This is a genomic window from Streptomyces venezuelae (assembly GCF_008642275.1).
Lineage (GTDB): Bacteria > Actinomycetota > Actinomycetes > Streptomycetales > Streptomycetaceae > Streptomyces > Streptomyces venezuelae_E.
The window spans coordinates 5,710,989-5,727,131 of record NZ_CP029189.1; the positions used below are offsets into that span (position 1 = coordinate 5,710,989).

Genomic DNA, 16,143 nt, shown 5'->3' on the forward strand with positions numbered 1-16,143 from the left:
GCCGTTTTCCGTTTTCGGTTTTTTGGAGTCTCCCCACCATGACGAGCGTCGAGCAGAACGAGAAGCAGTCACTGGTCGGGGAGGAGTACGAGGTCGAGGTCGGCCCGGTCGCGCACGGGGGCCACTGCATCGCCCGCACCGCCGACGGCCGGGTCCTGTTCGTACGCCACACCCTCCCGGGGGAGAAGGTGATCGCCAAGGTCACCGAGGGCGACGTGGACTCCCGCTACCTGCGCGCCGACGCGATCACCGTGCTCGACGCCTCCAAGGACCGGGTGGAGGCCCCCTGCCCGTACGCCGGCCCCGGCAAGTGCGGCGGCTGCGACTGGCAGCACGCCAAGCCCGGCGCCCAGCGCCGGCTCAAGGGCGAGGTCGTCGCCGAGCAGCTGAAGCGGCTCGCCGGGCTCACCCCGGAGGAGGCCGGCTGGGACGGCACCGTGATGCCCGCCGAGGGCGACAAGCTGCCGGCCGGGCAGGTACCGCAGTGGCGCACCCGCGTCCAGTTCGCCATCGACGAGGACGGCCGGGCCGGCCTGCGCAAGCACCGCTCGCACTCCGTGCAGCTCGTCGACCACTGCATGATCGCGGCGCCGGGCGTCAGCGAGCTGGGCATCGAGCAGCAGGACTGGCCCCAGATGGCCACGGTCGAGGCGATCGCGGCGACGGGCTCCCAGGACCGCCAGGTCGTCCTGACCCCCCGCCCCGGCGGCCGCCTCCCCCTCGTGGAGCTGGACAAGCCGGTCTCGGTCCTCCGGGTCGAGGAGAAGGACGGCGGGGTCCACCGCGTCCACGGCCGGCCCTTCGTCCGGGAGCGCGCGGACGGCCGTACGTACCGCGTCGGCATGGGCGGCTTCTGGCAGGTCCACCCGCAGGCCGCGGACACCCTGATCAAGGCCGTCATGCAGGGCCTGATGCCGCGCAAGGGCGAGATGGCCCTCGACCTCTACTGCGGGGTCGGCATCTTCGCGGGCGCCCTCGCGGAACGCCTCGGCGAGACCGGCGCGGTCCTCGGCATCGAGTCCACGAAGCGCGCGGTGGAGGACGCCCGCCACAACCTGGCGGACTTCCCGCGGGTCCGCATCGAGCAGGGCAAGGTCGAGCAGATCCTCCCGAAGACCGGGATCACGGAATGCGACCTGGTCGTCCTGGACCCCCCGCGCGCGGGCGCGGGCAAGCAGACGGTCCGCCACATCACGGGCCTCTCGGCACGCCGCATCGCCTACGTGGCGTGCGACCCGGCAGCCCTGGCCCGCGACCTGGGCTACTTCAAGGACAACGGCTACAAGGTCCGCACCCTCCGCGTCTTCGACCTCTTCCCGATGACGCACCACGTGGAGTGCGTGGCGATCCTTGAGCCTGTGCGCGACGAGGCCTGACCTGGGGTTCGCTGGTCCGGAGCCCTGAGCGGTGAGGGCTGCGCGAAAGCCCGCTCGGCAATGCCACCCCGAGCGATCCCGCGGCCACCTCGTGGGCTTCGTCGGCCAGGAGGTGGCCGGCCTGGGTCCGCTCGGCGGCCGGCAGATCGAGCCGCAGGCGAGGCCGACGCAGTGCAGCCATGGCCGCCCGACGGCAGTCTCGCCGGGAGGCGCAATTGGTGTCTCCTCGGACACCGTCCACGGGCATCATGAAGCCGCCCGCTTCACGGACCGCACCCTTCGCGACGAGCTCGTCCACGTCGCTCGTGAGCGCATCCCTGATATCAGGGCCCAGCCTTGTCCAACCGAAGAAGCGCGCGACCTCGCGGACCAGCTCCTCCCGGTGGAACGCCCGGGCTTTCCTCGACCACGTGCCCCACGACGAGCCGCCGCTCGACCGACGGACCTGCCCGATCTTGCGGGCCACAGTCGGCGGACACCGCCGTCAACGACGCGGTTTTCATGGCCGGGCGCACACCGGGGGCCGCATCAGGAGGCGAGGAACGGGCTCGGTGCGCCGTGCCAGGAGACCCGCAGGACCTCACGTGCGCGAGTGCAGGCGACGAAGAGGAGGCTCAATTCGCCAAGCATGTCTTCCCGGTGCTGCTGAGCGTCCACTTCTGCGGGGGTCAGGGCTGAGGCCAGAGGGACGACGCTGTCGCTCACGCCGGCGACAGCGACGAAACGGAACTCCAGCCCCTTCATCCGGTGCATGGTTCCGATGCAGACGCCGTCGCCGGATGTCTGAGCGGTTCCCATGACGCGAACGGGCAGATCGGCTTGTTCCAGGGCGTGCGCGATCTCCTTGCCCAGTTGCAGGTATCGAACGGCCACCCCGATCTCGCCGGGTTCCGCACCGTTGTGGACCCACTGGACGATGCGCGATGTGAGGCCCGCGATCTCCTCGGCCTTGTCGGTCGCCGCCCTGAGCTCGGGATGCCCGCCGTTCAGCACTGAGCGGTACCCCGTCAGCGATGCGGTTCCACCGTCCATGTCGTCCAGGCTCTGCCCGCTGAGCAGGGCGGCGGACCACTGCAGGATCTCGTGTGTGGTGCGGTAGTTGATGCGCAACCGATGGGATCTGCCGCTGACGTTCACGCCGAGACTACGCAGGGACACCTTGTTGCCGTAGATGCGTTGGTATGTGTCGCCGGCGATGAACAGGTCGTCGGGTCCGGGGGCGACCGATGCCCGCAGCAAGCGCCACTGCGCCGGGTGGAGGTCCTGGGCTTCGTCGATAACCACGTGGCGAAAGGGACGGTCGGTACGCGGCTCGAGCAGCCGGGCGGCGTCGGCGCACACCTGAAGGAAGGTCCACTCTCCGGCTTGGCGCAGTTCCCGGGTGAACGCCTCGACGGCGCGCCAGACCTGGGCGCGCCGCAGCGGACTCAGCGCGGTGCCCCGGCCGCTGCGCGATGCCTTGAGATACGCCTCGGGCGAGCGCAGGTCCTGGGCCAGGACGACCTGTCGCCACTCCTGGTCGAGGAAGGCGTCGCTGTAGTCGAGCCCGAGTCGGCGGGCGAGCCCGTTCCAGCGGGAGTTGATTTCCTTCTGGCTGGTCAGAATCGTCAACGGGCCGCCCCGGTCCTCGCGTACGAGCTGATTCGCGAGGGCATCGACATTGACGACGCGGATCTTCGCGCGCAGCGCCTCGTCCGGAATGAGCAGTTCGAGTCCGCGGCGCAGATCGGCCGCGAGGTTCCTGGTGAAGGTCGTGAGCAGCACCGATGCGTCGGGTGCGTCGTCCGGCAACTGCTGTGCCAGGTGGAGGGCGCGGTGCAGGGCGACCACGGTCTTGCCGGTGCCGGGACCCCCGGTCACCCGGGCGGGCCCGTTGTAGGAGGGGTGGTACGCGATGCGCCGCTGACTGGGGTGCAGGAAGATCCGCCACGCGTCGAACGGTCGGGACAGGACGTCCAGCAGCTCCTCGGGCCCGGAGAGCAGGGCGATGCGTCCCTGCGAGCGGGCCATGGCGTCGGCGAGTTCGTCCTCGGCCGGGCTCCGCATTGCCTCGGCAGCGGCGCGCTCGGCGTGCACGGCCACGGACTCGCGCCAGACGTCCTCCGGGGTCAGCCCCGCTGCCAGGCCGGCGAGCACGTCGTACTGCTGCTCGGGAAGGATCTTGCGGAGCGCGTCGAGATGAGCCTCGGTGCTGAGGTTCCGCACGAGCGGGAGAAGATCGGGGTCGATACCGAGGCGTGTCAGTTCCTTGTCCGCGACATCGGTGAAGAGCCGGTTTTCCGCCGCAGTCGGCGCATGGTGCACATCGGCGGCGGCTTGCTCCAAGGCGATGTCGTCGCGCAGTTCGATGCCCTGCGTCGCAGAGTTCACGGTCGCCCGATGACTCAGGGCCCAAGCGATGGCGTCGTCGTGCGCCATGACTTTCAGGAGAAGGAAACTGTCTCCGGAGTCCGGTGCGAGAACGACGCCGCGCATGAACTTGCTGACGCGGATGGTACGGATCCGGGAGTCCCGGGGGTTCTCCAGTTTCTCCAGGTGAAGCCCGGCATGGCGGTGCTCGCGGAACTTGTCGAAGACCTCGTGGACCCGCTTCTGGACGGGCTTCTCCAGCTTGGCGAACTCCAGGAGGAAATCCTTGTGAATCCCCAGTGTCGCCATGTGTGCCCCCGAGCCGTGCGTGATCCGACGTTTCGACTGATCACCGTACGGTATGGGGCGACAATGGCTGGCCGGCGGCGAGGACTTGGAGAGAGGACGCGCGTGCACGCTCAGGAGACCACGTTCAGCAAGCTGGTCCAGGGGGAGCAGCAGTTCCAGGTACCGCTCTACCAGCGCACCTACAGCTGGCAGCGCGACGAGTTGAGGCAGTTGTGGGACGACGTGCAGGAGCTGGTCGAGGACCGGCAGGAAGGGCGGCCCGGCTCGGGTCACTTCCTCGGTTCGGTCGTGCTGGCGCCCGAGCGCGTCGCCGCGGGCGGGATGCAGCGCTGGCTCGTCGTCGACGGCCAGCAGCGGATGACCACCCTGATGCTCGCGTTCACGGCTCTGCGGGACCACCACCGGGACGGGGGCTCGGTGAAGAAGGCCGCCCGGATCAACGACCTCATCCTGGTCAACACGTACCAGGACGGGCACGACAGCTACCGGCTGCTGCCGACGCAGGCGGACCGCGAGGCCTACACGGCCTGCGTGGACAGCCTCCCGAAGGCCGGCGGCGCCGGGAACGTGGGCGCCGCCTACCGCTTCTTCGTCGCCGCCCTGGCGGACGGGGCGGAGAGCGGTGGTGAGGCCTGGGTCGACGCGGTCGAGTCCGTGCTGGGCGAGTGCCTGTCGATCGTCGCGATCACCGCCGCCGAGGGCGACAACGTCTACCGCATCTTCGAATCCATCAACAACACCGGCGTGGGGCTCAGCCAGAGCGACCTGCTGCGCAACTACCTCTTCATGTGCCTGCCGAGCAGGGGCGAGGACGTCTACCGCAAGCGGTGGCTCCCCATGCAGGAGCTGCTCGGCCCCGCCCATCTGGAGCTGCTGGTGTGGCTGGACCTCGTCGTCGGAGGGAACAGCCGGGCCAGGCAGAGCGAGATCTACCGGGACCAGAAGAAGCGTCTGGAGCCGCTGAGCGGGGACGAGGCGGCGCTGGAAGCCGAGATCGCCCGGTTCTCCCTGCGCGCCGACCGCCTCATGCGGATCCTGGAGCCCGCGAGGGAAGGCGACCCCGGGCTGCGGGCGGTATTGGAGCGCTTGTCGCGCTGGGGCGGCCAGACCCACTACCCGCTGGCCCTGCACCTCCTCGACCTCGTGGATGAGGGCAGGACCACGGCCTCGGAAGCGGCGGACGCGCTCGCGTTCGCGGAGAGCTACATGGTGCGGCGCCTCTTCGCGGGCCTGTCCACGACGGGCAGCAACCGGGTGTTCATGGAACTCCCCAAGGAGCTGGACAAGGACGGCTCCCCGGCCGAGGCGGTACGCCGGTTCCTTTCGCGCCCCCGTACCGGCGCTCGCGTATGGCCGGGCGACGACGCGGTCCGTGAAGCCGTCCGCACCCGCCCCTTCTACAAGACCGGGCGCAGCAACCAGCGCTTCCAGATCCTGCGCCGACTGGAGGAGAGCTACGGATCGAGCGAGCCCGTCGACTACGACAAGGCGCCGCTCACCGTCGAACACGTCCTGCCCCAGAGCCCGGCCCAGCAGTGGTTCGACCTGCTGGCCGAGGAAGCCGCGGACGGCGAGAGCCCCCAGGAGATCCACAACCTGCTCGTCCACACCCTCGGAAACCTCACTCTCTCGGGTGAGAACGCTCGGCTCTCCAACCACCCTTTCCACCGGAAGCAGGAACTGCTCGACTCCAGCGCGCTGCGGATGAACCAGCAGATCGCCGCATGGGAACGCTGGGGCCGCCGGGAGATCCTCGCCAGGGCCGACGAACTGGCCGACCGGGCCGTGGGGCTGTGGCCCGGGCCGCTGGAGGAGGCCGTGCAGGCGGACGACGAGTGGGCGGGCTGGCGGGAGTTGAGGGAGATCCTGCTCGCCGTGCCGGCCGGGACCTGGACTTCGTACGGTGAGCTCGCCGCCCTCATCGGTACCAGCGCCATCGCGGTCGGCAACCACATGGCGGCCAGGACCGGACTGCACTGCGCCTACCGCGTGCTGACCGCCGACGGCCGGATCGCGGGCGGATTCCGGTGGACCGACGACCGGCACTCCGGGGACCCGAAGGACGTCCTGGAAGCCGAGGGAGTGCCCTTCGACGAGAACGGCCGCGCCTCGAAGGCCCACCGGCTGAGCAGCGCCGACCTGGCGGTCCTGGTGGGCAGGGAGCTGCCGGAGGAGACCCCGGCGGGGCCGGCCGCACCGCAGACCGGTGCCGACGAGGCCGGTACCCGCTTCGAGACCCTGCTGCGAGCCAACCAGACACCGGTGGTCGTCGAAGGCGTCCTGGCGGCACTCCGCTTCTGGGAGGAGCAGGGCGGCCACCACGTCTACGGGAAGGCGAACGAGACCAGCTGCTTCCCGACCGTGGACGCCGGCGGGCCGGGTGCCCCGCGGGCTCTGTGGCCGATCGGCATCTACCCGGTGACGGGGACGGCGGAGGTCGTCTTCCAGTACCTCAAGCGGCGCCCGCCGTTCGACGACGAGCCGCTGCGCCGCGCCCTGATGGAGCGGTTCAACGCCATCGACGGCATCGACCTCGCCGAGGCGAAGCTCGACCTGCGCCCCTCCTTCCCGCTGGAGGTCTTCGCCGCTCACGCCGAGGAGATCCGGTCCGTACTGGAGTGGTTCATCCACGAAGTGGCCCTGGCGGAAGCCCGCCGCCCGATCGACGACGACCCGGCGGTGTTCTGACACGGTGGCGGCCGGAGTGCCCCGCCTGGCCGGATTCCGCCCTTAACGGAAGATCACTGCTCGGGTAGCCTGCCCGGGCAGTGATCGGTGTCACTCCGGACGTGGGTGCGTGGCGGGTGGCCTGCGACCGGAGCACGGGGGCGCATGGAGCACAACAACCACCAGGGCTGGTACGGAGAGACCTTCGTGGCCGCGATCGCCGCGGCGGCCGGATTCCAGGTGGCTGTGCCGTATCCGGACATCGGCAAGGACCTGATCCTGGGCCGGGACCACGAGGAGCCCGAGCTCGATGTCCAGATCGCTCTCCAGGTGAAGACGCACCGGGTGGAGAGCATCCTGGACGCGGTGACCGGGTTCAAGATCACCCTATCGGTGTCGCAGTTCAAAAGGCTCCGCGGCAAGCGGCAGGTGCCCGTCTACCTGGTCGTCGTGCTCGTGCCGAAGGACCCGGCGGACTACATCCGCACGGACGAGGACGCCCTCGTGCTGCGCCGCTGCGCGTACTGGGTCTCGCTCGAACACTGCCTCCCCGCACAGGCCGGCCGGGAGAGCGTCACTGTCACTGTTCCGCGCGACAATCTGCTCACGGTCGACGCTCTGCACGAGTTCTTCGCCCGGGCGTGTGAGGAGGTGCCCGCACCATGACCACGATCGGCGTACCCGAGGACGAGCTGGAGCGGCTGCGACCGCATGACGTCGCGCACTACCTCCGCAGCAGGGGCTGGCAGGAAGCCGGCCGGGTCCGCTACAGCCGCCGCTGGGAGAGGGACTGGGCCGGCCGGGCGCGACGACTGCTGCTGCCCATGGACACCGACCTGGCGGACTTCGCGGACCGCATGGCGGATCTGGTCGGGGCACTGGCCGAGCTGGAGGCCCGTCCGCCGTCCGCCGTTCTCCAGGACCTGCGCGCGACCGGTCTCGATGTGCAGTACATCCGGACCATGCCGAGTACACCGTCCGGCACGATCCCCGTACAAGCGGGAGTGCTCGCCGTGACCAGCGCCCGGGACCTGCTGATGGCGGCGGCCTGCCACACCATCGAGCCGCGGCTCGTCCAGCCGCGCCGGAAGCCGCGCGCCGCGCGCGACTTCGTGGACAGCGCCCGCTTCGGCCCCACCGTGCCGGGCAGCTACGTCCTGAGCGTGCAGGTGCCGCTGCCGGAACGGGACCTGCAGCCGTCACTCTTCGGCGACGACCCGGAACCCTTCGCGCGGAGCGTCTCGCGCAGGATGTACCGGGCCGTGGCGGCGGCCCGCACGGCAGCCGAGGACGCGATGGACGCCGACGACTCGGCCCCCTTCGCGGATGCCGTGGGGCAGGGCGTCTCCGCGGACCTGTGCGAGGCGCTCGCGGGCATCGGCGGGCACGACGACCGGGGCGCGGGCACCGCGCACGCCTTCTCGATCGACTTCGCCTGGTCGCCGAGATGGCAGGTGCCGCCCATGGAATCCGTGGCGCCCTTCTCGCCCCGCCTGGTGCACGCGCTGCGCGACGGGGCCCAGGACCTGCGCCGGCAGGAGCCGGAGCCCGGAGTGACGGTCATCGGCCGCTCGACCAAGCTCAAACGTGCCGCGGAGTACGGCCCCGGCGAGGTGACCGTGGAGGCGGTCGTGCTCGGAGTCGAGGGCGAGGTGGGCCCGAAGCGCCAGATCCACGTGACCTTGGCGGAGGACGAGTACACCCGTGCCACCGACGCCCATGCGCAGGGCCGGACGCTCAAGATCGAAGGCGACCTCGCGCGCCGGGGCACCTACTACGAGCTGACCCGCATCACCGCCTTCGACGTGCTGTGACGGCCCGGCCGCAGCCGGTGCACCGGAGTTCCACGAGCGTGGCCTGGCGGGCTTTCGTACGTGTTTGAATGACTGTGATTGACGTGCAAATCGCCCTCACGGGGCGGTATGGAGGGGCGGAGACCCGATGACGACGCCGACCACCGACCTGGCGGGGGTGGCGCAGCGGGCGGTACGCCGCCGCGCCGACGCGCAGGACCACACCGCCGTACCCGAGATCAGCGATCTCGTCGAGGTCCGCGGGCAGCGCTGGGTCGTGGCCGACGTCGATCACGGCACGGGTTCCGCGGCGATCAGCGCGCCCGGCACCCTCGTCACGCTCAACAGCGTCGAGGACGGCCGCTACAACGACACCCTCTCCGTCATCTGGGAGATCGAGCCCGGCCGCCGCCGTCTGTTCGCCGGCTCCCTCCCCGAGGTCACCGCGGAGCGCTTCGACCCGCCGGAGCGCTTGGCCGCCTTCCTGGACGCCGTCCGGTGGTCCGCGGTCACCTCGGCCGACGTGCGTACCCTCCAGGCGCCCTTCCGTTCCGGTGTCGCCGTCGAGCCGTACCAGCTCGAACCCGTCTCCCGGGCCGTGGCCGCGCCCCGCGTGAACCTGCTCCTCGCGGACGACGTCGGCCTCGGCAAGACCATCGAGGCGGGCCTGGTCGCGCTGGAGCTGATCCTCCGCAACCGCGCCCACAAGATCATGATCGTCTGTCCGGCCGGCCTCACCGTGAAGTGGCGCGACGAGATGGCCGAGAAGTTCGGCCTCGACTTCACGATCATCGACTCCGAGCGGGCCGCCGCGGTCCGGCGCACCCACGGCAGCGCCGCGAACCCCTTCAACATCCATCCGCGGTGCATCGTGAGCCTGCCCTGGCTGCGCGGCCCGAAGGCCCAGCGGCTGCTCGCCGAGGTGCTCCCCGCCCAGGACGCCGAAGCGGTCGTCCCCGGAAAGCGCGCCTTCGACCTGCTCATCCTCGACGAGGCCCACCACGTGGCGCCCTCCGCGCCCAAGCAGTACTACCCCGTCGACTCCCAGCAGACGAAGCTGATCCGCCGGCTCGCCCCGCACTTCGAGCACCGGCTGTTCCTGTCGGCGACCCCGCACAACGGCTACCAGCAGTCGTACACGGCCCTCCTGGAGATCATCGACAACCAGCGCTTCGCACGCGGCGTCGAGCCGGACCCGCAGGCCGTCGAGGACACCGTCGTCCGCCGCCTCAAGACCGACATCCGCGACCCGGAGACCGGCGAGCGCCGTTTCCTGGAGCGGAGGACCACGTCGCTGTCCGTCGAGTACACCGAGGACGAGCGCCGCATCCACGCCCTGCTCAAGGAGTACGCCCAGCTCCGCCGGGCCAAGCTCGGCACCCGCTTCAAGGGCGGCCGCAAGGCGGCCGACCTGGTCACCCTGCTGCTCAAGAAGCGGCTGTTCTCCTCGCCCGACGCCTTCGCCCGCACCATCGAGGTCTACCTGGAGACGCTGCGGAGCAAGAAGCAGCAGGCGGCCGAGGAGGTCGAGGACTGGCAGGAGACCTTCTTCGACGACTACGCGGACTACGACGACGAGCCCCTCGCCGAGGCCGAGGACGACGCCATCGCCCGCGCCACGACCCTCCAGCCCAGCACCGACGGCGACGAGTCGGTCCTGCTGGAGCAGATGCGCGACTGGGCCCAGCGCCACCAGGCGCAGGCCGACTCCAAGGCCCGCGAGCTGATCACCTACCTGAAGGCCAACTGCCTGGCCGAGGGCGGGCACTGGCTCAACGAGCGCGTCGTCGTCTTCACCGAGTACCGCGACACCCAGATCTGGCTCCAGAACCTGCTGCGCGACCACGGACTCGGCGGCGACCGCGTCGCCCTCCTGCACGGCGGTCTGAACGCCGAGGACCGGGAGCAGCTCCGCCTGGCCTTCCAGGCCGAGCCCACCGAGAACCCGGTACGCATCCTGCTGGCCACCGACGCGGCCAGCGAGGGCATCGACCTCCAGCGGCACTGCCACCGGCTGGTCAACTACGACATCCCCTTCAACCCCAACAAGCTCGAACAGCGCATCGGCCGCATCGACCGCTACGGCCAGCTCACCGCCCCCGAGGTCGTGCACTTCGTCGGCAGCGGCTACGAGAAGAGCACCGACACCTACGAGGCCGACCTCGAATTCCTGGCCCGGGTGGCGGTGAAGGTCGCCCGCATGGAAGAGGACCTCGGCAAGGTCAACGCCGTCCTCGCCGACGCCGTGCAGCGCCGGATGACCGGCGACCTCGGCACCGACTTCGACGTGGAGCGCGCCGAGGTCTACGCCGGCCGCAAGGCCAGGCGGGGCGGCGGGAACGTCGCCGCCGAGCGCGACGCCCAGGCCCAGGCCCAGCGCCTGAGCGAGCAGGTCGCGGGCACGGTGGACTCCCTCGGCATCACCCCCGAACGGATCGCCCGCGTGGTCTCCACCGCGCTGCCGCTCGCCCGCCAGCAGGACATCCGGCCCGTCCTCGACGAAAAGGACGGCGCCGACGGCTTGTACGAGGTCCCCACCCTCACCGGTTCCTGGGAGCGGGCCTCCCACGGCCTCGCCGACAAGCTGCGCCCCGAGATCCGGCGCCCGGTCACCTTCGAGGCGGCCAAGCTCAAGGACAGCCACGGCAAGGACCGGGACGACGTCGTCCTCGCCCACCTCGGGCACCCCCTCGTCGCCATGTCCACCCGGCTGCTGCGCGCCGCCGTGTGGAACAAGGAGCAGATCGACCTCGCCCGCGTCAGCGCAGTGATCAGCGACCACCCGGAGCTGGAGACGACCCTCGTCGGCGCCTTCGCCCGGTTCGTCCTCGTCGGCGCCGACGGCGTACGCCTGCACGAGGAGATCCTCCAGGCGGGCGGCTGGCTCCGCGAGGCGGAGGGTGCGGGCCAGCCCCGCTTCAGCCGCCTGGAGAAGATCACCACGGTCCGCGACATCCTCGACGACGCTTTCGCCGACCACGCCACCCAGGCCGCCCCGGTCCTGCGCGGCAAGCTCGCCGATGCCTGGCCGCACGTGAGCGAAGGCCTGGTCTCGGCCCTGGAATGGCGGGCCCGCAACCGGCAGACCGCACTGGAGACCCGTCTGGAGACCCGCCGCCGCGACGAGGCCGAGCGGATCACCGCCCAGATCGACCGCTTCCGCGAATCCCTGCGCCGGGCCATCGGAAACCCCGCGGAGCAGGAGGAGGAAGGGCAGCTGGAGCTGGCCTTCGACGAGGTCGAGCAGCAGCGCCGCGACCGGGAGAACTGGGAGCAGCGCCGGGACGCGCTGGAGAGCGAGAAGCAGCGCGAGCTCGCCGCCATCGCCGCCCGGTACGAGCGGCCCAAGGCCCTGCTGTTCCCCGTCGCCGTCGTCTTCGTCGTTCCCCGCCGGGAGGCCGTGAAGTGAGCACCACCCACCGTACGAACACGGGCCGCGGCAAGACCTGGAGCGGAGCCCCCGCCCCCGACGGCCGGCAGGACCACCTGGACTGGCTCAGCCTGGTCGACGTGTCCGGCCCCTTCCTGACCCTGCCCGTCCTGCTCAAGACCTGGCCGCAGCTCGACTCGATCGACAAGCCGCTCCGGGCCCGGCTGCGCTACGAGCACGGCGTCTGGCAGTCGGATCCGGCGGCCGGGCAGGGGGCCTGGACGGACTTCGTCCTGAACGAGCTCCTGGGCTGGGGCGACGCGCTGCGCGAGGGCACGGAGTTCTCCGAGGCACTCGCCGTGGACGTCCCCGAGCACGACGAGCGCATCGTCCCCACCTTCGCCCTCCTCGAACCGGGCAGCACCGCCGAGGACACGGCCGGACTCGTCGCCGACTGCGCCATCCTCGGCATGACCGTCCCCGCGGGCCGCCACCCGTCCCAGCGCATCCCCGGATCGGCCTGGGCGGCGACCCCGGTCGACCGGATGGCGCACCTGTGCCGCCACCACGGCGTGGAGCTCGGCCTGGTGACGGACGGCCGCTGGTGGACCCTGGTGTGGGCTCCGCGCGGCGGTGTCACGACGTCGGCGCTCTTCGACACGGTCGCCTGGACCGAGCCGGTCGAACGGGTCGTCGTACGCGCCTTCCTTTCGCTGCTGAGCCGGCGCCGCTTCTTCGCCGTCGAGGACGCGGAGATGCTGCTGCCGCTGCTGAAGGAGTCCCTGGACAGCCAGGAGGACGTCACCGACGCCCTCGGCGTGCAGGTCCGCCAGGCTGTGGAACTGCTGGTGGAGGCCATCGGCCGCGCCGACGTCACCGAGCGCGCGCGGGGCGGCAACGGCCTGGCCGACGTACCGGCCCAGGACGTCTATCGCGGTGCCGTCGCCGTCATGATGCGGGTCGTCTTCCTGCTCTTCGCGGAGGAACGCGGGCTGCTGCCGAGCGACAACGAGCTGTACGTACAGGCGTATTCGGCCGGCCGGCTGTGCCAGGAGCTGGAGGACCGGGCGCGGGAGACGACCGAGGACGACCTGGAACAGACCGGGGTGGGCTGGCACCGGCTCATCGCGCTGTTCAACGCGGTATACGGGGGAGTGGACCACCCGGCGCTGCGGATGCACGCGTACGACGGCTCGATCTTCGACCCGAACTCCTTCCCCTGGCTGGAGGGCCGCGGCACGGCGGACGGCGACCCGACGGACCCGCTGCCCATCGACGACCGGACCGTCCTGCACATGCTCCAGTCGGTGCAGCACGTCTGGATCGGCACGGGCAAGAAGCGGGAGCGGCGCCGGCTGACCTTCCGCACGCTGGACGTCGAGCAGATCGGCTACGTGTACGAGGGCCTCCTCTCGTACCAGGGCCGCCGCGCCGAGGACACCATCGTCGGCCTCGTCGGTAAGGCGGGCCTGGAGGCGGAGGTGCTGCTGACCCGGCTGGAGTCCCTCTCGCGTGCGGAGGGCGACGGGCTGAGCGCCGCGCTGGCGGAGGAGTACAACAAGACGACGGGGCTCGGCAGCGCCGCCAAGGTGACGAAGCTGCTGGAGCCACTGGCGGATGTGGACCGGGCGGCGGCGCGGAGCAAGCTCCTGGCCGCGACGGGCAGCGACGCCGAACTGACGGAGCGGCTGCTGCCGTTCTACCGGCTGATCCGGCGCGATCTGCGGGACCTGCCGGTGGTGATCGGCGCGGGCGGGCTGTACGTGACGGAGTCCTCGCTCCGGAAGAACACCGGTACGCACTACACCCCGAAGTCCCTTGCGCAGCAGGTGGCTGACGGCGCGCTGGAGCCGCTGGTCTACGAGTACGGCCCGCTCCAGACGGCGGACCGCACCCAGTGGCGGCCGAAGTCCTCGACGGACATTCTGAAGCTGAAGGTCGCGGACATCGCGATGGGCTCGGCGGCGTTCCTGGTGGCGGCCTGCCGATACCTGGCGGGCGCGCTGGTGGAGGCGTGGAGCCGCGAGGGCGACGCGCGGGCGGTGGCCTACCTGGAGGCGGCGGACTCCCTGTCGACGTCGGCGGTGGAGGCCGAGGCCGAGCCGGTGATGGTGGAGGCGCGTCGGCAGATCATCGAGCACTGCCTGTACGGCGTGGACATCAACCCGATGGCCGTAGAGATGGCGAAGCTGTCCCTGTGGCTGGTCTCGATGGACCGGGATCGGCCGTTCACCTTCCTGGACGACAGGCTGGTGGCGGGTGACTCGCTGCTGGGCATCACGTCGGTGGAGCAGCTGGAGGCCATGCACCTGGATCCAGTGCGGGGCCGCCGCATTCACGGCGACGGCATCGACTTCACGGGTGGCGTGCGGCGGGTCATCGCGGAGGTCGCGGAGGAGCGCCGCAAGCTGGCCGGCATCCCGGGCACGGGCCTGGAGGAGCTGGAGCGGAAGCGCGCCATGCTGGCGTCGGTGCGGGAGAAGACCCGCCAGGCGAGCGTCTTCGCGGACCTGGTGGTGGGCGCGGCACTGGCCGGTGCCGGGCGAGCCGAGAAGGACCAGGACCAGCTGTCGTTCGCGGCGGTGACGGCGGCGCACGCGGTGTCCGACGCGGGAGATGACGAGGCGCTGGCAACTGCCGAGCTGCGGCGGGCGGAGACGCTGGCGCGGGAGTGGCTGGCCACCGGCAAGCCGGCGGGAGCGTTCGAGCGCGAGCCGGTGCATCTGCCGCTGGTGTTCCCGGAGGTCTGGGACGAGCGAGGTGGTTTTGATGCGGTGGTCGGGAACCCGCCTTTCCTTGGCGGAAAGAAGGTCACAGGGTCCCTTGGGGTCGGTTATCGGGAGTACCTTGTAGAGGTTGCAGGGAGGGGGGCTAGAGGTAATGCTGACCTGGTAGCGTACTTTCTTTTGCGTGCGCATGATTTGCTGAATGCGGGCGGAGAGGTGGGTTTGATTGCCACCAATACATTGGCGCAGGGAGATTCGCGGGAAGTTGGTCTCGACCGATTGATTGCCGAGCAGGTGGAGATTCGGCAATCCGTGAAAAGCGCTCCGTGGCCCTCGCGGAGTGCCGCGCTGGAGTACTGTGCGGTTTGGGCTACCCGGGCAACAATGGGGAATGTGCCGAGACTGGCAGACAATGTGCCGGTGTGGAAGATTAATGCGTCGCTCGATGGGGCGTCGCGGGTGTCAGGTGCGGCGGAGAGGCTAGCCGAGAATCAAGGGATATCCTTCATTGGATCGTATGTCCTAGGTTTGGGCTTTACGGTGGGGATTGACGTCGCATCGCAGTTGATCAAAAAGGATGATCGTTATCGGGCGGTGCTTTTTCCTTACCTAAGTGGGCAGGATCTTAATTCCCGTCCGGATTGCTCAGCGAGTCGATGGGTTGTCAACTTCCACGACTGGAGCGAGGAGAGATCGCGGCAATATTCTGACGTCTTTGAGATTGTTGAGAGAGATGTGAAGGCGGAGAGGCAGAGGAGGAAGCCTGACGGCTCCTATGCCTTGCGGAGTCCTCTTCCTCAGCGATATTGGCATTTTGCGGATAAGCGGCCGGCCCTCGTAAAGGCAATCTCTGGGTTGCGGAATGTTCTGGCGATTACGCTGCATACGAAAACTGTCATGCCGTCGTTGGTTCGGGCGGATCAGGTGTTCTCTCACGGCCTGGCCGTGTTTGCTTCCGATGATTTGGCGATGCTGGCTATTCTGAGTAGCGCTCCGCACTATTGGTGGGCCATAGAGCGTTCATCGACCCTGGAGACTCGAATCAGATACACGCCCTCCGATGTGTTTGAAACATTTCCGCGGCCGCGATCGAGTGTCGGACTCGAGAGAGTAGGATCCCTCCTCCACTTCCGTCGGCAGGAAGTAATGTTGCAGCGAGGTGGCCTTACTGCTACATACAATCTGGTGCACGATAATGCGTGCGAAGACATGGACATCGCTGAGCTTCGCGAGATTCATAGTGCTGTCGATGAGGAGGTTGTCCGCGCCTACGGCTGGGACGACCTCTTGAGTCAGCCGGGTGGGCTCGACCACGGGTTTCATGACACCCGGCAGGGGACTCGCTACACCGTCGGACCGGTCGTCCGGCAGGAGATTCTTGACCGGCTGCTCGAAGAGAACCAGCGGCGTTATGCGGCCGAAGTCGCTGCCGGGCTGCATGACAAGAAGGGCGCCAAGAAGAAGGCGGCGGCCCCTGCTCAGCGGAAGTCGAAGCCTCCGGAGGAGGAGCCGCCGAGCCTGTTCTGAGAACGGCGGCGGGGGAGCGGTGGGCC

General features: G+C 69.7%; 7 protein-coding genes. 6 read left to right on the forward strand and 1 reads right to left on the reverse strand.

Going from position 1 to position 16,143, the window contains the following annotated elements:
- Positions 1-38 precede the first annotated feature (38 nt).
- On the forward strand, positions 39-1,376 hold the full coding sequence (locus tag DEJ51_RS25490; RefSeq protein WP_150259942.1) for a class I SAM-dependent RNA methyltransferase: 1,338 nt from the start codon (positions 39-41) through the stop codon (positions 1,374-1,376).
- Between the two features lie 528 nt (positions 1,377-1,904).
- Here the strand turns inward: DEJ51_RS25490 and DEJ51_RS25495 are convergent.
- Positions 1,905-4,034: a UvrD-helicase domain-containing protein gene (locus DEJ51_RS25495; RefSeq protein WP_150259943.1), complete on the reverse strand. Its 2,130-nt coding sequence runs from the start codon at positions 4,032-4,034 to the stop codon at positions 1,905-1,907.
- 102 nt (positions 4,035-4,136) lie between these two features.
- On the opposite strand from DEJ51_RS25495, the gene DEJ51_RS25500 reads away from it, so the two are divergent.
- The 5 genes from DEJ51_RS25500 to DEJ51_RS25520 all read left to right on the forward strand — a co-directional run bounded on the left by DEJ51_RS25500 (position 4,137) and on the right by DEJ51_RS25520 (position 16,117).
- Positions 4,137-6,722, forward strand: a complete 2,586-nt coding sequence (locus tag DEJ51_RS25500; RefSeq protein WP_150259944.1) for a DUF262 domain-containing protein — start codon at positions 4,137-4,139, stop codon at positions 6,720-6,722.
- Positions 6,723-6,866: 144 nt separating this feature from the next.
- The gene (locus tag DEJ51_RS25505; protein ID WP_150259945.1) at positions 6,867-7,367 is read left to right on the forward strand and encodes a DUF4365 domain-containing protein; all 501 of its coding nucleotides are present in this window, start codon (positions 6,867-6,869) and stop codon (positions 7,365-7,367) included.
- Positions 7,364-8,515 carry a hypothetical protein gene (locus DEJ51_RS25510; RefSeq protein WP_150259946.1) on the forward strand — a complete coding sequence of 384 codons (1,152 nt, stop codon included), beginning with the start codon at positions 7,364-7,366 and terminating at the stop codon, positions 8,513-8,515. Before DEJ51_RS25505 ends, DEJ51_RS25510 begins: the two co-directional genes overlap by 4 nt.
- A gap of 127 nt (positions 8,516-8,642) precedes the next feature.
- Complete coding sequence (drmD, locus tag DEJ51_RS25515) at positions 8,643-11,903, forward strand: DISARM system SNF2-like helicase DrmD (protein WP_150259947.1); 3,261 nt, start codon at positions 8,643-8,645, stop codon at positions 11,901-11,903.
- Positions 11,900-16,117, forward strand: a complete 4,218-nt coding sequence (locus DEJ51_RS25520; RefSeq protein ID WP_150259948.1) for an Eco57I restriction-modification methylase domain-containing protein — start codon at positions 11,900-11,902, stop codon at positions 16,115-16,117. The genes drmD and DEJ51_RS25520 overlap by 4 nt, the downstream gene beginning before the upstream one ends.
- Positions 16,118-16,143 lie beyond the last annotated feature (26 nt).

Excerpts from the sequence above, each read along its gene's own strand:
- DEJ51_RS25495 (WP_150259943.1), bottom strand. The coding sequence starts at position 4,034 with ATGGCGACACTGGGGATTCACAAGGATTTCCTCCTGGAGTTCGCCAAG.
- DEJ51_RS25490 (WP_150259942.1), top strand. The coding sequence starts at position 39 with ATGACGAGCGTCGAGCAGAACGAGAAGCAGTCACTGGTCGGGGAGGAG.
- DEJ51_RS25510 (WP_150259946.1), top strand. The coding sequence starts at position 7,364 with ATGACCACGATCGGCGTACCCGAGGACGAGCTGGAGCGGCTGCGACCG.
- DEJ51_RS25505 (WP_150259945.1), top strand. The coding sequence starts at position 6,867 with ATGGAGCACAACAACCACCAGGGCTGGTACGGAGAGACCTTCGTGGCC.
- drmD (WP_150259947.1), top strand. The coding sequence starts at position 8,643 with ATGACGACGCCGACCACCGACCTGGCGGGGGTGGCGCAGCGGGCGGTA.